Source organism: Pseudomonas sp. D1-36, assembly GCF_051132205.1.
Lineage (GTDB): Bacteria > Pseudomonadota > Gammaproteobacteria > Pseudomonadales > Pseudomonadaceae > Aquipseudomonas.
In genome coordinates this window covers 1,524,493-1,547,188 of the sequence record NZ_CP071674.1, presented here as the reverse complement: position 1 = coordinate 1,547,188, position 22,696 = coordinate 1,524,493, and the positions used below count along the sequence as shown (strand labels likewise).

General features: G+C 62.3%; 25 protein-coding genes and 1 riboswitch. Of the genes, 6 read left to right on the top strand and 19 right to left on the bottom strand.

What is annotated here, in order from left to right:
- Positions 1-50: 50 nt before the first annotated feature.
- The 13 genes from J3P76_RS06975 to cobO form a co-directional block, all read right to left on the bottom strand.
- On the bottom strand, positions 51-599 hold the full coding sequence (locus J3P76_RS06975; RefSeq protein ID WP_420767432.1) for a glutathione peroxidase: 549 nt from the start codon (positions 597-599) through the stop codon (positions 51-53).
- A gap of 182 nt (positions 600-781) precedes the next feature.
- Positions 782-1,990, bottom strand: coding sequence for an MFS transporter (locus tag J3P76_RS06970; protein WP_434701688.1), 1,209 nt, complete (start codon positions 1,988-1,990; stop codon positions 782-784).
- Positions 1,991-2,042: 52 nt separating this feature from the next.
- Positions 2,043-2,447 (bottom strand): MarR family winged helix-turn-helix transcriptional regulator, encoded by a 405-nt coding sequence (locus J3P76_RS06965; protein ID WP_030142382.1) that lies wholly within the window; start codon positions 2,445-2,447, stop codon positions 2,043-2,045.
- Between the two features lie 71 nt (positions 2,448-2,518).
- Entirely contained in the window at positions 2,519-3,250 is a 732-nt protein-coding gene (locus J3P76_RS06960) for an adenosylcobinamide-GDP ribazoletransferase (protein ID WP_434607264.1), read from the bottom strand.
- Between the two features lie 2 nt (positions 3,251-3,252).
- Positions 3,253-3,828 (bottom strand): alpha-ribazole phosphatase family protein, encoded by a 576-nt coding sequence (gene cobC, locus J3P76_RS06955; protein WP_434701687.1) that lies wholly within the window; start codon positions 3,826-3,828, stop codon positions 3,253-3,255.
- A complete protein-coding gene (gene cobT, locus J3P76_RS06950) occupies positions 3,825-4,880 on the bottom strand; it encodes a nicotinate-nucleotide--dimethylbenzimidazole phosphoribosyltransferase (protein WP_434607268.1) in 1,056 nt (351 codons plus the stop codon). The genes cobC and cobT overlap by 4 nt, the downstream gene beginning before the upstream one ends.
- Entirely contained in the window at positions 4,877-5,398 is a 522-nt protein-coding gene (cobU, locus tag J3P76_RS06945) for a bifunctional adenosylcobinamide kinase/adenosylcobinamide-phosphate guanylyltransferase (RefSeq protein ID WP_420767519.1), read from the bottom strand. Before cobU ends, cobT begins: the two co-directional genes overlap by 4 nt.
- Before the next feature lie 132 nt (positions 5,399-5,530).
- On the bottom strand, positions 5,531-6,982 hold the full coding sequence (locus J3P76_RS06940; protein ID WP_434607271.1) for a cobyric acid synthase: 1,452 nt from the start codon (positions 6,980-6,982) through the stop codon (positions 5,531-5,533).
- Entirely contained in the window at positions 6,979-7,971 is a 993-nt protein-coding gene (gene cobD / locus J3P76_RS06935) for a threonine-phosphate decarboxylase CobD (protein ID WP_434607273.1), read from the bottom strand. The genes J3P76_RS06940 and cobD overlap by 4 nt, the downstream gene beginning before the upstream one ends.
- Positions 7,964-8,872, bottom strand: coding sequence for an adenosylcobinamide-phosphate synthase CbiB (gene cbiB / locus J3P76_RS06930; RefSeq protein WP_434675999.1), 909 nt, complete (start codon positions 8,870-8,872; stop codon positions 7,964-7,966). Before cbiB ends, cobD begins: the two co-directional genes overlap by 8 nt.
- Positions 8,869-9,519: a 5,6-dimethylbenzimidazole synthase gene (gene bluB / locus J3P76_RS06925; protein WP_434607278.1), complete on the bottom strand. Its 651-nt coding sequence runs from the start codon at positions 9,517-9,519 to the stop codon at positions 8,869-8,871. The genes cbiB and bluB overlap by 4 nt, the downstream gene beginning before the upstream one ends.
- On the bottom strand, positions 9,516-10,928 hold the full coding sequence (locus J3P76_RS06920; RefSeq protein ID WP_434607281.1) for a cobyrinate a,c-diamide synthase: 1,413 nt from the start codon (positions 10,926-10,928) through the stop codon (positions 9,516-9,518). The genes bluB and J3P76_RS06920 overlap by 4 nt, the downstream gene beginning before the upstream one ends.
- Entirely contained in the window at positions 10,925-11,536 is a 612-nt protein-coding gene (cobO, locus tag J3P76_RS06915) for a cob(I)yrinic acid a,c-diamide adenosyltransferase (RefSeq protein WP_420767442.1), read from the bottom strand. The genes J3P76_RS06920 and cobO overlap by 4 nt, the downstream gene beginning before the upstream one ends.
- A gap of 81 nt (positions 11,537-11,617) precedes the next feature.
- Positions 11,618-11,827: riboswitch (cobalamin riboswitch) on the bottom strand.
- Between the two features lie 160 nt (positions 11,828-11,987).
- Here cobO and J3P76_RS06910 point away from each other — a divergent pair.
- Complete coding sequence (locus J3P76_RS06910) at positions 11,988-12,572, top strand: hypothetical protein (protein ID WP_434560187.1); 585 nt, start codon at positions 11,988-11,990, stop codon at positions 12,570-12,572.
- Between the two features lie 185 nt (positions 12,573-12,757).
- On the top strand, positions 12,758-14,068 hold the full coding sequence (locus tag J3P76_RS06905; RefSeq protein WP_434607284.1) for a PQQ-dependent sugar dehydrogenase: 1,311 nt from the start codon (positions 12,758-12,760) through the stop codon (positions 14,066-14,068).
- Positions 14,069-14,151: 83 nt separating this feature from the next.
- Here the strand turns inward: J3P76_RS06905 and J3P76_RS06900 are convergent, their stop codons facing one another.
- The 5 genes from J3P76_RS06900 to J3P76_RS06880 all read right to left on the bottom strand — a co-directional run bounded on the left by J3P76_RS06900 (position 14,152) and on the right by J3P76_RS06880 (position 18,728).
- On the bottom strand, positions 14,152-14,685 hold the full coding sequence (locus J3P76_RS06900; protein WP_434560191.1) for a C40 family peptidase: 534 nt from the start codon (positions 14,683-14,685) through the stop codon (positions 14,152-14,154).
- Positions 14,686-14,850: 165 nt separating this feature from the next.
- Complete coding sequence (locus J3P76_RS06895) at positions 14,851-15,477, bottom strand: C40 family peptidase (RefSeq protein ID WP_420767446.1); 627 nt, start codon at positions 15,475-15,477, stop codon at positions 14,851-14,853.
- 212 nt (positions 15,478-15,689) lie between these two features.
- The gene (gene hda, locus J3P76_RS06890; RefSeq protein WP_420767447.1) at positions 15,690-16,394 is read right to left on the bottom strand and encodes a DnaA regulatory inactivator Hda; all 705 of its coding nucleotides are present in this window, start codon (positions 16,392-16,394) and stop codon (positions 15,690-15,692) included.
- A gap of 169 nt (positions 16,395-16,563) precedes the next feature.
- A complete protein-coding gene (locus J3P76_RS06885; protein WP_420767448.1) occupies positions 16,564-17,637 on the bottom strand; it encodes an AI-2E family transporter in 1,074 nt (357 codons plus the stop codon).
- A gap of 32 nt (positions 17,638-17,669) precedes the next feature.
- The gene (locus J3P76_RS06880; protein WP_434701686.1) at positions 17,670-18,728 is read right to left on the bottom strand and encodes a DUF2066 domain-containing protein; all 1,059 of its coding nucleotides are present in this window, start codon (positions 18,726-18,728) and stop codon (positions 17,670-17,672) included.
- A 365-nt stretch (positions 18,729-19,093) separates the two neighbouring features.
- On the opposite strand from J3P76_RS06880, the gene purM reads away from it, so the two are divergent.
- The 4 genes from purM to J3P76_RS06860 all read left to right on the top strand — a co-directional run bounded on the left by purM (position 19,094) and on the right by J3P76_RS06860 (position 22,003).
- Positions 19,094-20,152, top strand: coding sequence for a phosphoribosylformylglycinamidine cyclo-ligase (gene purM, locus J3P76_RS06875; RefSeq protein ID WP_434607289.1), 1,059 nt, complete (start codon positions 19,094-19,096; stop codon positions 20,150-20,152).
- Positions 20,152-20,802 carry a phosphoribosylglycinamide formyltransferase gene (gene purN, locus J3P76_RS06870; protein WP_434560195.1) on the top strand — a complete coding sequence of 217 codons (651 nt, stop codon included), beginning with the start codon at positions 20,152-20,154 and terminating at the stop codon, positions 20,800-20,802. The genes purM and purN overlap by 1 nt, the downstream gene beginning before the upstream one ends.
- A gap of 8 nt (positions 20,803-20,810) precedes the next feature.
- Positions 20,811-21,524, top strand: a complete 714-nt coding sequence (locus J3P76_RS06865; RefSeq protein ID WP_420767452.1) for a DUF3108 domain-containing protein — start codon at positions 20,811-20,813, stop codon at positions 21,522-21,524.
- A 284-nt stretch (positions 21,525-21,808) separates the two neighbouring features.
- Entirely contained in the window at positions 21,809-22,003 is a 195-nt protein-coding gene (locus J3P76_RS06860; RefSeq protein WP_434607292.1) for a hypothetical protein, read from the top strand.
- A 139-nt stretch (positions 22,004-22,142) separates the two neighbouring features.
- Here the strand turns inward: J3P76_RS06860 and J3P76_RS06855 are convergent, their stop codons facing one another.
- Positions 22,143-22,682: a DUF2058 domain-containing protein gene (locus J3P76_RS06855; RefSeq protein WP_420767454.1), complete on the bottom strand. Its 540-nt coding sequence runs from the start codon at positions 22,680-22,682 to the stop codon at positions 22,143-22,145.
- Between the last annotated feature and the right edge of the window lie 14 nt (positions 22,683-22,696).

Sequence of the window (22,696 nt, the reverse complement as noted above, 5' to 3'; positions counted from 1 at the left end):
AAAAAGCCCCGCTCTCTGTAAAGAAAGCGGGGCTTTTTCGTGGTTGAGGATCAGGGTTTGGAAGCGATAGCCGTCTCCACCGCCTTGATGAAATCAGGATCGTCGGGTTTTATCCGACTGGAAAAGCTGCCAACCACCTTGCCCTGGCGATCCACGACGTATTTGTAGAAATTCCATTTCGGCGCGCTGGACTGTTCGGCCAGGTGCTTGAACAAGGGAATGGCATCCGCGCCCCGTACCGGTTGCGGTTCGGTCATGGTAAAGGTCACGCCATAGTTGACGTAGCAAACCTTGGCGGTCTCCGCGCCGTCCTTGGATTCCTGCTTGAAGTCGTTGGACGGCACGCCCAGCACTTCCAACCCTTCACTTTTATAGCGCTGATTAAGCGCCTCGAGCCCTTTGAATTGTGGAGCGAACCCACAGAAGCTGGCCGTGTTGACCACCACCAAGGGTTTGCCAGCGAAACGCTGGCACAAATCGACGGTTTCCTTGGCCCGCAGCTTGGGCAGCGAACCCTCCAAGAGTGACGGGCATTCAGCCGCCCATACATGCCCGGTCATAGCCAGCAACAGGGTGGGAACAGCAAACCAACGCATCATGTCGGATTTTCCTTGTAAGCCTGTCAGACCACGACGTTACTCCGCGCGCCCGATGCCGTCCACACGTCAGCAGCTGCCCATGCCCAGCTGCATCAAAGCCAACCCGCCCTGGCGCCAGCCCCACCAGGCGACCGCCAGCAGCGCGGCGGCGCCGGCTGCGATCAACCATGGGCCGACGCGGCTCATGCCGCACCCGCCTGGGCTTGCAGGCGGGCAACCGGGCGCTCACGCACCGGCCAGTTCAACGCAGCCGCGAGCAGGCTGAGCAAAATCGACACCTGCCAGATCAAGTCGTAGCTGCCCGTGCGGTCGTACACGACGCCGCCCAGCCAACCACCGAGGAACGAGCCCAACTGGTGGAACAGGAACACGATCCCACCCAGCATCGAGAGATTTCGTACACCGAACAACGTGGCGACCGTCCCGTTGGTCAATGGCACCGTCGATAACCAGAGAAAACCCATCGCCATGCCGAACAGATAAGCCGTGGTCGTCGTCACTGGCAACCACAGGAACAGGCCGATCACCACCGCCCGCACCAGGTACAGGCCAGTCAGCAGGCGCGGCTTGGACATGCGCCCGCCCAGCCAGCCGGCGGTGTAGGTGCCGAAGATATTGAACAGACCGACCAGTGCCAACACGGTGGTGCCGACGCTGGCCGGCAGGTGCTGGTCCACCAGATAGGCCGGCAGATGCACGCCGATGAACACCACCTGGAAACCGCAGACAAAAAAACCGACCGCCAACAGCCAGAAACCGGAATGACTGCACGCCTCGCGCAACGCTTCGGACAAGGTCTGCTCGTTGCCGCTCAGGGGTGCCGGTGCATCCTTGAGCATACTGACCAAGGGCACGATCAACGCCACCAGCAGGCCCAGCGCCAACAGCGCCGCGGACCAGCCGAGCCAACCAATCAGCCCCAGCGTGCCCGGCAACATCGCGAACTGGCCAAACGAGCCGGCCGCACTGGCGATACCCATGCCCAGGCTGCGTTTCTCTGGCGGCACGGCCCGCCCAACCACACCAAGGATTACCGAGAACGAAGTGCCGGACAGGCCGATGCCGATCAACAGGCCGGCGCTCAACGACAGCGACCAGGACGAGTCGGCCATGCCCATGAAGACCAGGCCGACCGCATACAGGACACCACCGATCAGCACCACTTTTGCCGCACCGAAGCGATCCGCCAGGGCGCCCGTGAAAGGCTGCGCCAGGCCCCAGATCAGGTTCTGCAAAGCGATGGCGAAGGCAAACACCTCCCGGCCCCAGCCGAATTCGTCGCTCATCGGCGCCAGGAACAACCCGAAGCCATGCCGCACGCCCAGGGACAACGCCAGGATCAACGCACTGCCCACCAGGACCCAACCACAGGTACGCCACATCGATGTCATTCTTATTCTCCGGTCGCGGGTATATACCCACTTATCATCGGACGAACCGGCGTCACGCCAACTCATCCAGCAAGGCGAGCAAGGTCGCGCGCTTTTCGGCACCGAGCTTGTCGATCAATTTCTGTTGTGCCGCTTCCCAGGCCGGCAATGCCGCCGCCAACCGGGCATTTCCCGCCTCGGTGAGCACAACGATGCGGTTGCGCAAATCGTCGCCCTCAGCCAACTTCACCAACCCCTCGCCTTCCAGCACCCGTAGGTTGCGCCCTAGGGTGCTGCGGTCCAGGCCCATGGCCTCGGCCAGGGACGAAATGCTCGGCTGGTCCAGGCGCGCCAGGTTATTGAGCAAAGAATACTGGGCAACGTTGATCCCGAAGCCATCGAGAGCGCCGTCGTAGTACCTGCTGACGCCACGCGCGGCGCGACGCAGGTTGATGCACAGACATTGGGAAGGAAGCATGATGCGTGTATATACCCGCGACTAAATGAATGCAAATTTAAATGAGGCCCTGACCGCTGACAAGCCGGGATTCAGCTCAACGCCAACGCCACCAGAACCGCCATTTCCAGCAATTCCAGCAAGGCGCCCGCCGTGTCGCCGGTGCATCCCTGCAGCCTGCGCAGCATGATGTGGCGCAAACCGATAAATACCAGCACGGCGACCGCCAACGTCCACAGCCCCGCCCATCCCATCACCAGCACGCACCCCAGCGCTCCGGCCCACAACACCTGCCAGCCCGAGCGGCGCGGCAAATGATCGGCCAACGCTTGGCCCAGCCCACCGGCACGCACATACGGCGTGGTGAGGAACAACCCCAGCAAGGCGCTACGCCCCAGCACCGGCACAACGAGCAAGGCCAACGCATCCTCCTGCTCGATCAGCGCCACCAGCGCGGTCCATTTGAGCAGCAACACCAGCACCAGCGTGACCACGGCGATCGGCCCGCTGCGTGGATCCTTCATTATCAGCAACGTACGCTCACGATCGCCGAAACCGCCGAGCCAGGCATCGGCGCTGTCGGCCAGGCCGTCCAGGTGCAGCCCGCCGCTGAGCAGCACCCACGCCATCAGTAGCAGCGCGGCATGCAGCATCACCGGCGCGCCCGCCAACAGCGCATCGAGCAACCACAGCAAACCGCCGAACAACAGCCCCACCACGGGATAGAACAACAGCGAACGCCCCAGCTCGCGGGGCTCAGGCATGCCCGGCAAGCGAATCGGCAAGCTGCTGAGAAATTGCAGGGCGATCCAGAAGGGCAACATGCTCAGCCAGCCTCTCTAAGCACGGGGCCGGAGGACACCGCCAGGGAAAACAGCGCACCATGGCCGACTTCGACATTCAGTAATTGCTCGCGTGGCAACCCCCGGGCCTGGGCCAGTAGCAAGCGCATCACGCCGCCATGACTGACCAGCAACACGCGCTGACCGGCATATGCGAGGTGCAAGCGCTCGACCGCCGCCAGCACCCGCGCCGAAAACGCCAACACCGGCTCACCTCCGGGAGGTGTGAAGGCGTAAGGATCGGCCCAAAAGCGACCGAGGGCCTCGGCGTCGGTCTCCATCAATGCCGCCGCGCTGCGACCTTCCCAGGCGCCGAAATGCAACTCTTGCAAGTCTTTGTCCGCCTGCACCGGAACGCCAAGCCGGGCGCCAAGGTGTTCGGCGAAACGGGCGCATCGCTGCAATGGCGAGCACACCAGGCGATCCCACGGCCCGCCCTGGGCGACCGCCTCGTGCATCTGCTCCCAGCCCCTGGCCGTCAGGGCGTCGTCGAGGCTGCCGCGCAAGCCGCCGCCCAGCTCGGTTTCACCGTGACGCAGCAGGTCCAGGCGCAAGGTCATGCCGGGCGATCCGCCACGGCCGCTTCGGCAAACGTCGCCATCTGCCCGTGAAGGTCACAGGCCAGGCGCAACAACGGCACCGCCAGCGCCGCGCCACTGCCCTCGCCCAGGCGCAAGCCCAAGTCCAGTAGCGGTTCGGCGCCGAGGGTTTCCAACACGTGCCGGTGACCCGGCTCGGCACCGCGATGACCGAACAGCAGCCATGGGCGGCATCCGGGATTGAGCCGCACCGCCACCAGCGCCGCTACGCTGCAGATAAACCCATCCACCAGCACGGCGACGCCCTGCTGAGCGCAGGCCAGGTACGCACCGACCAACGCCGCGATTTCGAAACCGCCGAGGTTGAACAATGTCTGCAACGGGTCGCCGCTCGCACCACCGTGCAACGCCAGGGCCCGCTCGATCACCTGGGCCTTGCGGCTGACACCTGCCGCGTCCAAGCCCGTGCCCGGCCCGACCAGGTGCGTCACCGGGCAGTCGAGCAAGGCACAGGCCAGGGCACTGGCGGCAGTGGTATTACCGATGCCCATCTCGCCGCCGATGAACAATTGCGTTCCAGCCGCGACCGCGCGCGCCACGCTGTCGCGTCCGGCTTGCAGGGCCTGTTCGCCTTGCGCCAGGGTCATCGCCGGCCCCCGGACGAAATTCGCCGTGCCAGGACCCAGGTTCAAATGGCGCACGCCGTGCAAATTCAGCGAAGGCGTTACAGTGCCCAGGTCGATCACTTCCAGGGACGCGCCCAATTGCCGCGTCAGAACGCTGATGGCCGCGCCGCCGTTGACGAAGTTGAGCAACATCTGCCCGGTGACTTCCTGGGGATACGCCGAGACACCTTCGGCCACGACGCCATGATCACCGGCGAAAATCGCAACCCACAACCGGTCAAGGTTCGGTTTGACCTGCCCTTGCAGGCCCGCCAGTTGCACCGCCATCGATTCCAGTCGCCCCAGGGAGCCGGCCGGTTTGGTCAGCTGTTGCTGACGGGCCGCGGCCTGTTCCAGCGCTTGGGTATCGACGGGCTTGCACGGGTCCAGCCACCAGCGGTGATTCATAACGCAGTTCCTTTAAGGGTCAGGGGCAAGCCGGCGACGGTCAACACGACGCGCTGACAACGTTCGGCCAGGGCTTGATGCAGCCAACCGGCTTCATCGACATAACGACGGGTCAACTCCCCCAGCGGCACGACGCCCATGCCGGTCTCGTTGCTGACGAATATGACCTCGCCAGGAAGCGCACTGATGCAATCCAGCAGCGCTTCACGCTCGGCGACCAGCCGGTCGGCGTCATCAAGCATCAGCAGGTTGGTGAGCCAGAGCGTCAGGCAATCCACCAACAGGCATTGATCATGTGCGGCGTTTTCTTCCAGCACCCGCGCCAGCGCCAACGGTTCCTCCACCAGCGCCCATTCGGCGGGGCGCCGGGCGCGGTGCTGGGCGACACGCTCGTTCATTTCGCCGTCCAGGGGTTGGCTGGTGGCGATGTAAGTCACCGGCAAGCCTGTGCTCGCGGCGAGTTTTTCGGCCAGGCGACTCTTGCCCGAGCGGGCGCCGCCGAGGATCAGTTGGAGCATGTTCATACCCTTTCAAAATAGGCGGTGTGGGTGCCGGCCCCTTCGCGAGCAGGCCCGCTCCCACAGGATCTCTGTGCGCCGCAAGACCAATGTGGAAGCGAGCCTGCTCGCGATGACGCCAGCCCAGCCACCCTAGATCCCACAGAGCTCACGCAGCAGCCCGGTGTCCAGATGCCGCTCCACCAAATCCGCCAACCGTTCGATATCTCGCTCGCGCAAGCCGTGGTAATCCACCGTCTGTACGTCCTCCAGACCCGACCAACGCAGCAATGCACTGCTGGCTGCCGGCGACTCAAAGAGCCCATGCAGATAAGTACCAAAAATCTGCCCATCGCGGCTCTGGGCGCCATCGCAACGGCCATCGTCCAAGCACACCGCCGCATGTTCCAGGGCCGCGCCGACGGTGACGCCCGCGTGGATTTCATAGCCGCTGACCTCGGCGTCTTCCAGGTTCAGTCGCCCGCGGACGTTGCGCAGTTGCTTTTCGCGCTCCAGGGTCGTTTCGAAATCCAACAAGCCCAACCCGGCGCTGGAACCCGCCACGCCTTCCAGCCCGAGCGGATCGTGGACCTGCTGGCCGAGCATCTGCAAACCGCCGCAGATACCCAATAACTTGCCGCCGTAGCGCAAGTGGCGCTGGATGGCCGTTTCCCAGCCATTAGCCCGCAGGTAGGCCAAATCGCTGCGCACGCTTTTGGACCCGGGCAGGATAATCAGGTCGGCAGGCGGGATGGCCTGGCCAGGGCCGATGAATTGCAGGTCGACCTGCGGATGCAGGCGCAGCGGGTCGAAATCGGTGTGGTTGCTGATGCGCGGCAGCACCGGCACCACCACCTTGAGCACCTGTTCAGCCTTGTCGGCCTGGCGCTGGTCGAGGCCATCCTCGGCCTCCAGGTGCAGGTCCATTACATACGGCAACACGCCGATCACCGGTTTGCCAGTGCGCGTTTCCAACCAATCCAGCCCCGGCTGCAGCAAGGCGATATCGCCGCGAAAACGATTGATGATGAAACCCTTTACCCGCGCCTGCTCGCTGGGCGAAAGCAACTCCAGTGTGCCGACCAGATGGGCGAAAACCCCGCCACGATTGATGTCGGCGATCAGCAGCACCGGGCAGTCCACCGCCTCGGCAAAGCCCATATTGGCGATGTCCCCGGCCCGCAGGTTGATCTCCGCCGGCGATCCCGCGCCTTCCACCATGACGACCGGGTATGTCGCGCTCAAGCGCGCGTGGGAGGCCAGTACCGCTTGCATCGCGATGGCTTTGTAATCGTGATAGGCCACCGCGTTCATGGTGGTCACGGCACGGCCATGGATGATGACCTGGGCGCCCGTATCGCTGTTGGGCTTGAGCAGCACCGGATTCATGTCGGTATGGGGCTCGAGGCCACAGGCCTGTGCCTGGACAGCCTGGGCCCGGCCGATTTCGCCACCGTCGGCGGTCACCGCGCTGTTGAGCGCCATGTTCTGCGGCTTGAACGGCACCACCTTCACACCCTGGCGCGTAACCCAACGGCAGAGCGCCGTGACCAGGGTACTTTTGCCGGCATCGGAGGTGGTGCCCTGCACCATCAAGGTTGTCATCGAATGTCCTTGGCGTAGGCCTCGAAAGCCTGCTCGAGGCGCAGGAACCCGGCATCATCGGCGGGCAACCCGAAACGCAGGCTGCTGGTGTGGGTGAACAGGCGCAGCAGAATGCCGCGATGGGCCATGAATTCATACAGGGCCTGGGCGTGCGGGGTGACCAGCCACTGGAACAATGCGCAGCCGCCCTGGGGCTTGAAGCCGAAGCGTTGCAGCGTCGATGCCAGGCGTTGGCTGGTTTCTTCGCAGCGCTGTCGTTGACGAACCTGGGCCTCGGTATCCAGAAGACACGCCTCGCCCAGGACCCGGGTCGGCCCGCTCACCGCCCAGGGTCCGACTTGCTCGGCGAGCAGCTTGAGCAAACGCCGCTCCGCCAGGACAAACCCCAGGCGAACCCCGGCCAGGCCAAAGAACTTGCCAAACGATCGCAATACAATCAGCCCGACCTGATGGGCGTGGGCGCTGAGGCTCAGATGCGGTGTCATGTCCATGAACGCTTCATCCACCACCAGCCAGCCACCGCGCTGGGCCAACCGTGCGTGCCAATTCAGCAAGCGTTCGGGGCTCAGGCTCAGGCCCGTGGGGTTGTTCGGATTGACCACCACCAGCACGTCGAGGCTGTCGAGGAAAAAATCGACTTCCGTCTCCAGCACTTCGCGCACGATGTACCCGCTGCGGCGCCAGGCTTCGGCGTGCTCGGCGTAACAGGGCGACAAAACACCCACCTTGCCGGCCCGGCGCAGGCGCGGCAACAGCTGGATGGCCATCTGCGAACCGGCCACCGGCAACACGTGCGTCGCTTCGTAATAATCGCAGGCGGCCTGCTCCAATCCATCTTCGGCCTCGGGCAGGCGCGCCCAGGCCCGCAGCGGGATCGGCGGAACGTCGAAAGGCCAGGGCGCCAGGCCGCTGGACAGGTCGAGCCAGTCGGCCTCGGCAATGCCATATTGCCGGGAAGCCTTGCGCAGTCGTCCACCATGCTCAAGCATAAAACTCGGCTCCGAGGCAGAGAATCAGCAGCCATAACCATACGCCGCGTTGCACCAATTGCCAGCCGCGATCAATGGAATCGGCACTGGCCGGCACGCCTTCGCCCAAGGACGGACGTTGGTGCAGCTCGCCGTGGTAGATCGCCGCGCCGCCCAGTTCCACGCCCAGCGCTCCGGCGCCGGCGGCCATCACCGGCCCGGCATTGGGGCTGTCCCAGGTTGGCCCCTGGGTGCGCCAGCATCTGAATGCCAGTCGGGTCTTGCCGAGCAACGCGTAGGTCAGGGCCACCAGGCGCGCGGGAATATAGTTGAGCATGTCGTCGATCTTTGCCGCCGCCCAGCCAAAACGTTCGAAGCGCTCGTTGCGATAACCCCACATGGCGTCGAGGGTATTGCTCAACCGATACAACACCACGCCAGGCGCGCCAGCCACCGCGAACCAGAACAAGGCGGCGAACACCGCGTCGCTGCCGTTTTCCAACACCGACTCGGTGGCGGCGCGGGCCACGGCGTTTTCATCCAACTCGGCGGTTTCGCGGCTGACCAGATAACTCACCCGCTGGCGTGCCTCGTCCAGATCGCCACTGCGCAACGCCCGGGCCACTGGCTCGACATGTTCACCAAGGCTGCGCAAGCCGAGGGCGCAATACAACGCGAGAATGTCCACCAGCCACCCTACCAGGGGCGCCCAGGACAAGGCTGTGGCCAGCAACGTCAAGGGCAGCACGGCGATGATCCACGCCGTGACACCGTGACTGCGCCAGCCCCGTCCACCGGAGTTGAAACGCTGTTCGATACGATTGGCAAGACGGCCGAACGCGACCAGAGGATGCCAGCGCCGGGGCTCGCCCAGCAACGCATCCAGCGCCACCGCGGCGGCACTGAGCAACGCTACGCTCATGGACGCACTCCCCAGCGATTTTCATAAATCAGTTCCTCGAGCGGCCGCGGTTTCGCCCAGCCTTCCAAGGCGAGCATGGGCGCTGGGTAAAAGCCCTCGACCGGCCCCAGGCACAGAATCGCCAGGGGCTTTGCGCCCTCCGGCAGGCCCAACAGATCGGCCATGGCCTGGGGCTCGAACAACGACACCCAGCCCATCCCCAGCCCTTCGACGCGGGCCGCCAGCCACAGATTCTGGATCGCGCAGGACAGCGAGGCCAAGTCCATTTCCGGCAAGGTCCGGCGACCGAAAATGTGCCGCTCGCGGTCGTCCATCAACGCGGCCACCAGCACTTCGGCGCAGTCGTGGATACCTTCCACCTTGAGCTTCATGAATTCATCACTACGCTCGCCCAGGGCTTCGGCGGTGCGAATGCGCTCTTCTTCCACCAGGTTCTGGATTTCGCCGCGCAAGGCGCGATCGCTGATGCGCAGAAACCGCCACGGCTGCATCAGCCCGACGCTAGGCGCCTGGTGCGCGGCTTCGAGCAGCCGGCGCAGCAATTGCGGCTCGACGCTGCCGCCGATGAAATGACGCATGTCTCGGCGTTCGGCGATGGCGCGGTAGACGGCCTCGCGTTCGGCCTGGGAAAAAGTGCTGTCTGTCATGGCCGATTCGCGAGCAGGCTCGCTCCCACACTGGCAGGCGTCGTACTGGAGATCACACCATCCCCTGTGAGAGCGAGCCTGTTCGCGAAGGCTGCTTCTCGGTCCGGCGCAAACAAAGCGGCAGTCGCCCTCGGATTGGACGGAAAATAAAAATGCACGTACGAAGCCGTCATCCGCCCTTGTCGGAAAACCGCCTCCGCCCCTCGCCCGCCATTGGGGCTATGCCCACGGGCAATCGGCTCAAGCGTGGTGCTGGTCAAGGAATGATGATAGGTATGCCCGCGCAGGTTGCCTTCCGGCAGATCCACCGATTGCAGCGCGAGGGCCGCCAAGCGTTTTTGCATCTGCGCATCGCCGCTCAACATACCCACCAGTTCGGCGCGCGTGCCGTCGACGTCGGTGAGTGAATCGAGCAGATACAGCATGCCGCCGCATTCGGCGAGCAAGGGTTTATCGGATGCATGGTGGGCACGGATCGCCGCCAGCATGGGCGCGTTTTGCGCCAGGGCAACGTGGTGCAGCTCGGGATATCCACCGGGTAGATAGAGGCTGTCCGCCTCGGGCAATTGGGTGTCGTGGATCGGCGAAAAGAAACTCAACTGCGCGCCCATGGCTTGCAGCAGATCGAGGCTGGCGCCATAGGTAAAGGCAAATGCCTCGTCACGGGCCACGGCAATGCGGACGCCGTCGAGCCACCGCTCAACGGCCGTCAGTTCCGGCGCCGCGAACTCCACCGAAGGCGGCAATGCTACTTCACAACTGCCCGCCAGCGCCTCGGCGGCGGCATCGAGACGCACGTCCAGGTCATTCAATTCGCTGGCCTGCACCAGACCAAGATGGCGGCTCGGCAGCTCGATGCCGGTTTCCCGCGAAAGCGCGCCGTACCAGCGCAAGCCTTCGGTCAGGCTCCCTTCGAGCAATTGCGCGTGGCGCAAGGTGCCGACCCGATTGGCCAAGACCCCAGCGAAGGGCAAATCCGGCTGATACCGTGCCAGGCCCAAGGCCAAGGCACCGAATGTCTGGGCCATGGCCGTGCCATCGATAACCGCCAGCACCGGCACGCCGAAATGCCGGGCCAGGTCGGCGCTAGACGGTGTGCCGTCGAACAGCCCCATCACGCCTTCAATCAAAATCAGGTCCGCTTCTGCGGCGGCTTCCCACAACAACCGGCGACTTTCCTGCTCTCCGACCATCCACATGTCCAACTGATAGACCGGCGCGCCACTGGCTCGCTCAAGGATCATTGGATCGAGGAAGTCGGGACCACACTTGAACACGCGCACCTTGCGCCCCTGGTTGCGGTGCAACCGGGCCAGAGCCGCGGTGACGGTGGTCTTGCCCTGGCCTGAAGCCGGGGCGGCAATCAAGACCGCCGGGCAATGGCGGCTGGCGGTCGACACTCGGCTCACAGTTCGACGCCTTTCTGCGCCTTTATCCCGGCCTGGAAAGCGTGCTTGATCATGCCCATTTCGGTCACGGTGTCGGCCAGCTCGATCATCTCGGGCTTGGCGCCGCGGCCTGTCACGATCACATGTTGCATGGGCGGACGAGCCTGCAGATCACTCAAGACCTGATCCAGGTCGAGGTAACCGTGCTTGAGGGCGATGTTCAGTTCGTCGAGCACCACCAGCCCAATGGACGGGTCGCTGAGCAACTCACGGGACACCGCCCACGCGGCTTCGGCGGCGGCAATGTCGCGCTGGCGATCCTGGGTTTCCCAGGTAAAGCCCTCTCCCATGACATGGAAGCGCACCTGCTCCGGGAAGCGGCGGAAAAACAGCTCCTCGCCGGTGCTGTTGCGACCCTTGATGAATTGCACCACGCCACATTGCATGCCGTGCCCCATGGCCCGGGCCAGCATGCCGAACGCAGAACTGCTCTTGCCCTTGCCGTTGCCGGTCAGCACCAGCAGAAGGCCGCACTCGTTGGGCGAATTGGCGATGCGCTCGTCAATCACGGCTTTCTTGCGCAGCATGCGCGCCAGGTGGCGTTCGTCGCGATCGGGCGTGTCGGTCATGGGGGAGCTCTCCGTTGGGACTGGATAACGGCGGGCGGGCATAAAAAAGGACGGCAACGAGCCTGGCATCGCCCACCGTGATGCCGTTGGATGAATCAGGCCGGTCTCCGGGCTCATGAGCGGCGTAACGCCTGGCTGTGCGCCTTCCCATGTCATGCGACACAGTGGCCTATACGCAGCCTTGACTCATCTACCGTTGCGGGGGCAGCGCCGGGTTTGTGTGCACGCACCGGCTTCCCTGTTTCACCCTATCGGCCATTGCCATAGAGCACCTGAAACAAGCCGCGAAGGTTAGAGGGTTGGGGGTTGAGCGTCAATTAAAGCCGCGATGGGCAGCGCAATGGATATTGGCCGGGATCAATAAGCTGACGTCAATCTTGTGTGATCCTGCGGCAAGTGATATCAAAGAGACACTACGACCCGATATCACAAGAACAAGAGGGCAAATGCGATGCAAGGCATGATCATCAGCAATCCGAAACTGGAATTCCTGCGCCCGGTGCTGGAACGCTGGTTCGATTGTATCGACCGCTACAACGCCGTGCGCGGCGATAACGACACACCCTATTGGCACAATGAAAAAGCCAATCTCGGTCTGCTGTCGGCCGCAGCCTGGATGGCGGAGATGGTCACGCTGCAGGACGCAGCGACTCGCAAGCAGAATGAAGAAGGCGAACGTAATGTCAGCGCCGATCTGTTGATTGCCAGCAGCGATGAACGCGCCTACATCCAGAGCACGCAGCGCTGGCCGAAGGTCAACAACCTGAACCTGACCCAACCGTTGCTGGAAGCCACCAGCGACGCCAAGCGGATCAGCTACGCCAGCGACCTGAAACTGGGTTGCCTGTTCATCGCCCCGCAAAAAGCCCAGCAAAGCGCGACGCCAGAAGAGTTGCAGGACATGATCGATGACCTGCAAAAGGAAAACACCTGCGCCGTGGCCTGGTACTTCCCTTATGCCTACCGCAAGTTGCGCAACGAGGCCGGACACTATCACCCAGGGGTCGCGGTGCTGTTCAAGCAGGCTCATGGTTGATTGTGGCAGCGAGCCTGCTCGCTAGACGGGGGAGCAACCCGCATTTCACTGCCAGGTTGACCTGCTTTCGCGAGCAGGCTCGCTCCCTCAGGAAATTCGTTTGCCAGGCGGGTCGACCCACCGTTGAACCATCCCACGTCTACGCTTCTCTATGAGTAATCACATGCACTCATAGGGAAGTCCGCATGCTCAAGCCAAATCACCTGTTGATCGCCGCCCTTGCTACAGGGCTTGTCGCTTGCGGCGAGTCGTCGACATTGCAGGTTTCCGACGGCATCGGCCCGTCACCGAAACTGCCCGAGCCGAACAAGACCCTGATGCCCACGGTGAACATCGCTGAAGCCATCGGATGGCCGGACGGCGCCAAGCCAACCCCGGCCCCAGGCCTGAAGGTGGTTGCCTTTGCCGAAGGCCTGGATCATCCGCGCTGGCTTTACGTGCTACCCAACGGCGATGTGCTGGTGGCCGAAACCAACGCTCCCCCCAAGCCCGACGATACCCAAGGCATTCGTGGCTGGGTCATGAAGAAAGTCATGGACCGCGCCGGCGCTGGCGTCCCCAGCCCCAATCGCATCACCCTGCTGCGGGACGCCAATCACGACGGCGTCGCCGAAACCCGGACGATTTTCCTGGAAAACCTCAATTCCCCGTTCGGCATGACGCTTGTGGGCAATGACCTCTATGTGGCCGACACCGACCGGTTGATCCGTTTCCCTTACAAGGAAGGCGATACGCAAATAAAGGCGCAACCCACCAAGGTTGTCGATTTGCCCGGCGGCCCCCTCAACCACCACTGGACCAAGAACGTCATTGCCAGCCGGGACGGTAGCAAGTTGTACGTCACGACCGGCTCCAACAGCAACGTCGCGGAAAATGGCATGGACGCGGAAGAAGGCCGCGCGGCCATCTGGGAGGTGGATCGGGCCACCGGCAGTCACCGCATCTTCGCCTCAGGGCTGCGCAACCCCAACGGCCTGGCCTGGGAGCCTCGCAGCGGCGCCCTGTGGACGGCGGTCAACGAACGGGATGAGATCGGCAGCGACTTGGTGCCGGACTACATCACCTCGGTGAAGGACGGCGGCTTTTATGGCTGGCCGTACAGCTACTACGGGCAGAACATCGACGTGCGCGTCGAGCCGCAAAATCCCGAACTTGTGGCCAAGGCCATTGCTCCCGACTATGCCGTCGGCCCTCATACGGCTTCATTGGGCCTGACCTTCGCCGAAGGCAGCACATTGCCCGCGCCGTTTACAGAAGGCGCCTTCATCGGGCAACACGGCTCCTGGAACCGCAAGCCCCACAGTGGTTACAAAGTAATCTTCGTCCCGTTCAATGCCGGCAAACCCGTGGGCCAGCCCGTGGACGTGCTGACCGGTTTCCTCAACGCAGACGAAAAAGCCCAGGGGCGGCCGGTGGGCGTGGTGATCGATAAACAAGGTGGGTTGTTGGTGGCTGATGACGTAGGGAACAAGATCTGGCGGGTATCGAAAAATTAACGCTCAAACCGATCCCCGTGGCGAGGGAGCAAGCTACCTCGCCACAAGAGCGATCCAGCGTCGCAAAAAATCAATCGTCAGGGTCAGGGATTACGCGCCAGATGTTCCGGTTGCAACACCCGCTTGGCACCGAGGTAGGCCTTCTGCCAATAGGCCTTGGACAGACTGTCGAGCTTGACCGTGCCGCCGGTGGCCGGTGCGTGGACGAAACGTCCCTCCCCTACATAAATCCCGGCATGGCTGACCTGGGATCCACCATTGGTGGCGAAGAACACCAGGTCGCCCGTCTGCAACGCATCTTTGCCGACCTCTGGCGCGTGCATGCTGATCATTTCGCGGGTGGAACGCGGCAAAGAGATCCCGGCAGCGTCACGGTACACATAGCCGATCAAACCGCTGCAATCGAAACCTGAGTCCGGCGTGTTGCCACCCCAACGATAGGGCGTCCCCACCAAGCCCAGCGCACGGAAAAGCACGTCTTCAGCGGCGGGAGAAAAAGTCTGGGAGGGTGCGAATACCACTGGAGCCCGCACCGGCGCGGGCGGTGGGGTGCGACTGGCGCAGGCGCTTAGCAGCGCGGCAAGAACAATCAGAACGAGGCGGGCCGACGTCGACATATGCGGAACAATCCTGATCTGGATGCGGCTTTTCTGCCGTGGAGATGGAAACAAATCCGCCCGCGTAGTACGCAGGCGGATTGCCATCAATCAATGATCTAGGATTCTAGCGGCTATGGGACAAACTTCAAGTAAGACTTTAAGTTTGCCCTACAAACTGTGCGCTTACTTGCGAGCCGTGACCACGGTCGGTGCCATGGCAAGGGCACGCTTGGCTTCGATGAAGGTCTTGCTCCAGTAGCTGTCGCCCAGGCTGTCGATTCGCACCCCACCGCTGCGGCGGCTGCTGGAGTGGATGAACTGGTTGTCGCCCAGGTAGATACCGGCGTGACTGACCCGACCGCGACGACCATTGGTGCTGAAAAACAACAGGTCGCCAGGCTCAAGCTGGTTGCGAGCAACCAGCGGGGCATTTACGTTGATCATTTCGCGGGTGGAACGGGGCAGGTTCATGCCCGCCTCTTCACGAAACAGGTAACCGATGAAGCCACTGCAATCGAAGCCGGCCTCGGAGGTACCGCCAAAACGGTAACGAGTGCCAATCAAGGACATGCCGCGTTCCAGGATGCTGTCCGCCAGCACCGGAAGCTGATAAGGCTTGCTGCCGGCGAAGTCTGCCAGCTCTTTATCGGAGGCCACTTCTTCCTGGAACGCAACGGAGGAAGATTGGGCAGTTACAGAACTCTTGACTTGGGGTTGCTGCGCTTGCTGGGACACTGGAGAGTGGGCAGCGCAACCGAACAACAGGGTAACGAGTGCGAGAGGCACGAGGGGTGCGAAGCGACTGAGCATGGGCACGACCGTGGCTGAAGTAGTAAAGATGGCGAGACTATGCCTTCTATCAACCTCATTTGCAAATTCAATCGATGCAAATGTGACTTCTCGGTTTTGCGTTTACATCTAAGCGCTTAAGCCCATTTTGAACATCACGTGGCCTGCCGTTCAGCAGGACCGCGGGTTTTGTCGCATTCAGAGCAGGCCATCAGCCACTACGAATAGTGGTTCTACCATCCCAAGGTTTCTTTCAAAAAAGGAATAGTCAGCTTGCGCTGGGCCTGGAGCGATGCCTGGTCGAGGCGTTCGAGCAACTCGAACAACGCGCTCATGCTGCGCGTGCCGCGGGTGAGGATGAAATGACCAACCTCGTCGGTCAGGTGCAGGCCACGTCGCGAAGCACGCAGTTGCAATGCCCGTAGCTTGTCCTCATCGGAAAGCGCACGCATCTGGAAAATCAGCGCCAGGGTCAGGCGCGATTTCAGGTCCGCCAGCTTCACCGGCAATTCCCGTGGCGAGGTCGATGCGGCGATCAACAGGCGTCGGCCGCTGTCGCGCAGTCGGTTGAACAAATGAAACAGCGCCTCTTCCCAGTCCGCCTTGCCGGCCACGGCCTGCAGGTCATCCAGGCAGACCAGTTCATACTGCTCGAGGTTGTCGAGGATTTCAACGCCGCGATCCATCAGTTCCGCCAACGGCAGGTAGACGGCCGGCTCGCCCAGCTGCTCGAACCGCAAGCAGGCGGCCTGCAAAAGGTGCGTGCGCCCTACTCCGTCCTTGCCCCACAGGTAGATCAGGCTTTCGGTCCAGCCAGCGTCGGCTTCGCAAAGCCGCTCGACATAGCCGAGTGCAGCGGCATTGGCGCCTGGGTAGTAGTTGATAAAGGTGGCGTCATCACGCAGACGCACACCAAGGGGCAGCTGAATCGGTTTCATGCTGACTGAACGGCTCCAAAGGAACCATTAGTGGCCTCTGTGTAAAGTTTGCAAAGTTTATACCCGTGACGCAGACCGCACAATGCGCCGGACCACGAGCAAAATCAAAGGTTTGCAGCGACAAGGGAGCGAAGCGTCAGTTTCCCTGACGTCCCGCCCTGGATTAAACCTACAGTTCGGGGTCTTCAACGCCGCTGTAGATGTCCGAATCCTTGTACAGGTCGTGCATATGCCGCACCAGCACCATGATCACCGCCGCCACCGGCAGCGCCAGCAGGATCCCGGTAAAGCCGAACAGCTCGCCCCCCGCCAGGATCGCAAAGATCACCGCCACCGGATGCAGGCCAATACGATCACCCACCAGCAACGGCGTCAGCACCATGCCTTCCAGGGCCTGCCCGACCATGAACACCGCCACGATACCAACCATGGGATACAGGTCCCCGCCAAACTGGAAGAGTCCGGCGATCAACGCCGCGCCAATTCCAATGACGAAGCCCATGTAGGGCACGATGGCCGCCAATCCGGCGATCATGCCAATCAGCAACCCCAGCTCCAGCCCTACCAGCATCAACCCCGCCGCATAAATAAAGCCCAGCGCGACCATGACCAGCAGTTGCCCGCGCACGAACGCCCCCAACACTTCATGGCATTCGCCGGTGAGCGTCATGATGCGTTCTTCACGGTGACGCGGCAGCAGGCTGCGGATCTTGGCCATCATCAGGTCCCAGTCGCGCAGCAGATAGAAAGCTACCACCGGAATGAGCACCAGGTTCGCCAGCCAGCCGATCAACGCCAGGCTCGAAGCCGTGGCCTGGCTCAACACCACGCCGACGATGTCGGTGGTCTGTCCCATATGTTCGCTGATGGCCGCCTTGACCTTGTCGAACTTCCAGAAGCCATCGGCCAGCCCCAGTTTCGACTGCACCCAAGGCACCGCGGTGTGTTGCAGCCAATCAAGCATCTGCGGCGCCAGCTCATACAGGCGCAACAGTTGCTTGGCGAGCATGGGGATCAATACCAGCAACAGGGCACTGACGATCAAGGTGAACAGCGCGAACACCGCCACCACGCCCCACGTCCTGGACAAGCCGAGTTTTTCCAGGCGATCCACCACCGGATCGAACAGATAGGCCAACAGCAGCGCAACCAGGAACGGCGTGAGAATCGGGTGCAGCAAGTAGATAAACGCAATCAGCAGGGCGACCCCACCCAACCAGAACCAACGCCGCGTATCGCCCATGAACCACTCCTGACTCTATAAAGGAAGAAATCCTACCAGCGAAACCGCAGGTTCGGGGTCGGCGCCGGTGTTGGCTGCGCGGGCGAGATTGTTCCATCGCCAGCAGGCTGAGCCACGGGCGGCGGCGCGACAACCTCACCGGCGGGTACTTCCTGGAGTTTCGCCAAGGCCAGTTGTGCCTTCAACTGCTCGGCGCTGCCATTGACCTTGTAGACGATCACGTCGCCTTCGACCCGCTGCAACTGCCCACCGAACGGTTCGAGCAACCGCCCTAGCGCCGCGTAACGTTCGAGGTTCATGCCCTGCACTTCGAGCAATTGTTCCGTCGCCACCCCCGGCTTGGCCACGAAGCGCGGCGCCAAGCGCTGGCTCACCGCCAACATCACGGCGTCGGCCAGTGCGGCAGAATCGCCGCCCTGGGCACTGCCCTGCTCGCGCTGGTCGCCCAGCCACAGGCGCCACGTCGCTTGCCACTGCCCACCCTCTTCCTTGGCGTGGACCGCCAGCAACGCGTCGGAACCATAACGCTCCGACACCTCGCGCAACGGCGCCGGGTCGTTGCCTTCAAGGTTCGGCGCAGTGGCGACAATCTGCTCGCTCAAGTCCGCCAGCGGCAGGTGCAGCGGCAAGCCCCGGTGCTGGGCAGCGCGGCGCAACGGCGTGGCGCTGGCCTGTCCATCCCCCACCAGGCTGGAACCTTCTACCGAGTCGTTGAGCCACCAGCCCAGGATCGAGGGGCGATTCGCGCCCCACAGCGACAACCCCGCCGAACGCAACGCCCGGTCGGTGCTGGCGGGATCGAAATCCACCTGCAGACTTTCCGGCGGGCCGGCGTCGTAGCCATATTGAAGAATGATTTGTTGCGGGTCCTTGCGGATCGCCGCCAGGCCAGGGTTCTGCGCGGCCTTGGCGTCGCCGGTCAGGCGCAGCACCAGGGTATCCAGCGCTCGCAATGTTGCCTGGTTACGCTCGTCCGGTGCCTGGCTGCTGACCGGTTCACGTACCTGATAAAGGTTGTTGAGGGTTTCGGCATGGCTCGCCAGGCTGATCAGCGACAGGCAGCCAACAGACAAGAGTTTGAACAAACGCATGGAAAATTCCCGGACAAAACGGCTGGCACCGGCCGTGTGGAGAAGACTGAGCATGGCTGTGACACGGCGCCCGGCAAAACATTCAGCCGCCCGAGGCAAGTTTCGACACCGTCACAACCACAGTCGCTTACCGCTACACCTTATACAGACGCACCGTGCAGTACCAACAGAAGAAATATCGGTTTTTTTGGCGGATATGACCCTGCCCGTCGGCGCGAGGATGGCCGCTGCCCCACAAGCCTGATAAAATCGCGCGCCTTCGCAGACCGGCAATGGCTGGGCATCCGGAATAATCGTACATCGGTTATCCAAGGGCCCCGGCGATCGGTCGTTACCCAGAATTCCCCCCTTTAAAGGCCTGGATCATGAGCAAGCAACCTTCCCTGAGCTACAAGGACGCCGGTGTGGACATCGACGCCGGTGAAGCATTGGTCGAACGCATCAAGAGCGTCGCCAAGCGCACTGCGCGCCCGGAAGTCATGGGCGGCCTGGGCGGTTTCGGCGCCCTCTGCGAGATCCCGGCCGGCTACAAGCAACCGGTACTGGTCTCGGGCACCGACGGCGTCGGCACCAAGCTGCGCCTGGCCCTGAACCTGAACAAGCACGACAGCATCGGCATCGACCTGGTGGGCATGTGCGTGAACGACCTGGTGGTCTGCGGCGCCGAGCCGCTGTTTTTCCTCGATTACTACGCCACCGGCAAACTGAACGTCGACACCGCTGCCCAGGTCGTGACCGGCATCGGCGCCGGCTGTGAGCTGTCCGGCTGCTCCCTGGTGGGCGGCGAAACCGCTGAAATGCCTGGCATGTATGAAGGCGAAGACTACGACCTGGCCGGTTTCTGCGTAGGCGTCGTGGAAAAAGCCGAAATCATCGACGGCTCGAAAGTTGCCGCCGGCGATGCCCTGCTTGCCTTGCCTTCTTCCGGCCCGCACTCCAACGGCTACTCGCTGATCCGCAAGATCATCGAAGTCTCGGGCGCGGACATCGAGAACACCCAGCTCGACGGCAAGCCGCTGGCCGACCTGCTGATGGCCCCCACCCGCATCTACGTCAAGCCGCTGCTCAAGCTGATCAAGGACACCGGCGCCGTCAAGGCCATGGCCCACATCACCGGTGGTGGCCTGTTGGACAACATCCCGCGCGTGCTGCCAAAAGGCGCCCAGGCCGTGGTCGACGTGGCGAGCTGGACCCGCCCGGCGGTATTCGACTGGCTGCAGGAAAAAGGCAACGTCGACGAAACCGAAATGCACCGCGTGTTGAACTGCGGCGTGGGCATGGTCATCTGCGTGGCCCAGGAGCACGTCGAGACTGCCCTGAACGTGCTGCGTGACGCAGGCGAACAGCCTTGGGTCATCGGCCAGATCGCCACCGCGGCCGAAGGCGCTGCGCAAGTCGAGCTGCAAAACCTTAAGGCACACTGATGTCCGCAACCTGTGACGTGGTGGTGCTGCTGTCCGGCACCGGCAGTAACTTGCAGGCCCTGATCGACAGCACGCGGACCGGCGACAGCCCGGTCCGTATCCGCGCGGTGATTTCCAACCGCGCTGATGCCTACGGCCTGCAACGTGCCACGGACGCAGGGATCGACACCCGCGTCCTGGATCACAAGGCATACGAAGGCCGCGAAGCCTTCGATGCCGCGTTGATCGAACAGATCGACGCCTTCAATCCGCAACTGGTGGTATTGGCCGGTTTCATGCGCATCCTCAGCGCCGGCTTCGTGCGTCATTACCAAGGCCGCCTGTTCAATATCCATCCTTCGCTGCTGCCCAAATACAAAGGGTTACACACTCACCAGCGGGCGCTGGAGGCCGGAGACACGGAGCATGGCTGCTCGGTGCACTTCGTCACCGAGGAACTCGATGGCGGACCACTGGTCGTACAGGCAGTAATACCGGTAGAGTTGCACGACACGCCGCAAAGCCTGGCGCAACGGGTCCATGCCCGCGAGCACCAGATCTACCCGATGGCCGTGCGTTGGTTTGCCGAAGGCCGGCTGGCCCTCGACGATCGGGGAGCCTCACTGGACGGCCAGTTGCTCGCCGCCAGCGGCCATTTGATTCGATACTAGGAGATTTTATGCGTCGCGCCCTGCTCTTCGCTTGCGCTCTGCTTGCCCTGCCCCTGGCACAAGCGGCAGACCTTCAACCGTTCTCCGCCAGCTACACCGCCGACTGGAAGCAGTTGCCCATGAGCGGCACCGCCGAACGCAGCCTGACCAAAGAGGCCAACGGCATCTGGAAGCTGAGCTTCAAGGCTTCGATGATGATCGCCAGCCTGACCGAAGAAAGCACCCTGACCCTGGACAAGGACACTCTCCTGCCACAGTCCTACCACTTCGAGCGCGGTGGTCTGGGCAAGGCAAAGAAGGCTGATCTGGACTTCGACTGGAACACCAAGATGGTCACCGGCACCGATCGCGGTGACGCGGTCAAGATCCCGCTGAACCGGGGCATGGTCGACAAATCCACTTATCAGCTCGCCCTTCAGCATGACGTCGCGGCCGGCAAGAAAAGCATGAGCTACCAGGTCGTTGATGATGGCGAAGTCGATACCTATGACTTCCGCGTGCTGGGCTCGGAGAAAGTCGACACCAAGGCCGGCCAGATCGACGCGATCAAGGTCGAGCGCGTGCGCGACCCGACACAGAGCAAGCGCATCACCGTGCTTTGGTTCGCCAAGGACTGGGACTACCTGCTGGTACGCCTGCAACAGGTCGAGACTGACGGCAAGGAGTACAACATCATGCTCCAGGACGGCACGGTCAACGGCAAGGCTGTTAAAGGCAGCTGATCCACATCAACAACACGAAGCCCCGCATACGCGGGGCTTTTTTTTGTTCGCTATTCCAAGCCCACCACCTACCCCTGTGGGAGCGAGCCTGCTTGACGACATGAAAACTTCTTCATGAAAAACCACCTGCGACCGAATGCCGCGCACCGCCTGGCCTCCAGGATCGTTGGACTTTCCATGAAAACTTCTTAACGAACCGAGGGATTTACCTAGCACGCTATCAAAATCTATAACAAAACCCTGCACACGCCTTGCTGCAGATAACAGAGATTGGAGCTTGCAAGATGACTGTGAAAGTAACTGAACGCGACGACGCCCACATGTCCCACGAAGGCATTGCCGCCGGCATCCGGATCTGGGATGTGCATCAACAGGATTTGCTGGTGGGGATGTTCCACTCCGAAACAGATGCCCGCAGCTATAAGGCCGAGCTGGAGCGAGAGGAACTGCAGCGCTTGCGTGAGATCGCGCAATCCTGAAAAACAACATATACCCTAATGTGGGAGCGAGCCTGCTCGCGAAAGCGGTACATCAGTCAAACAGTATTGGCTGACACACTGCTTTCGCGAGCAGGCTCGCTCCCACAGGTCGTCCACAGGTCTTGCGATCAGTTCATCCTCACCACATCAAATCATCAGGAATCTGATAAGCCGCGTACGGATCATCGGCATCGACTTCTTCAGTCTGGGTGTTGAGCTGGACGATGCGCTTGGGATCGCGCTCCTGGATTTTAAGCGCCGCTTCACGCGGAATCACTTCATAGCCGCCGGCGTGGTGGACGATCGCCAGGGAACCGCTGCTCAGCTTGTTGCGCATCAGCGCGTTGACCGAAATGCGCTTGACCTTCTTGTCATCGACAAAGTTGTAGTAGTCGTCAGTGGTCAGCTTTGGCAGGCGCGAGACTTCAATCAATTGCTTGATCTGCGCCGCACGGGCTTTCTGCTCGGCCTTTTCCTGCTGCTGACGGTTGAGCTCCTGGTCGCGCTTGACCTTTTCGGCCATGGCTTCCTGAGCCGCCCGCTGCTGGGAATCATCCAGTTCGACCTGGCCTTTGTGGGCCAGGCGCTGCTGTTTCTGTTTCTCTTTGCCGACCTGCTTGGCCTGCTTTTGGTTGACCAGCCCTGCTTTGAGCAACTGGTCGCGAAGGGAAAGGCTCATGGTGCTTACTCACT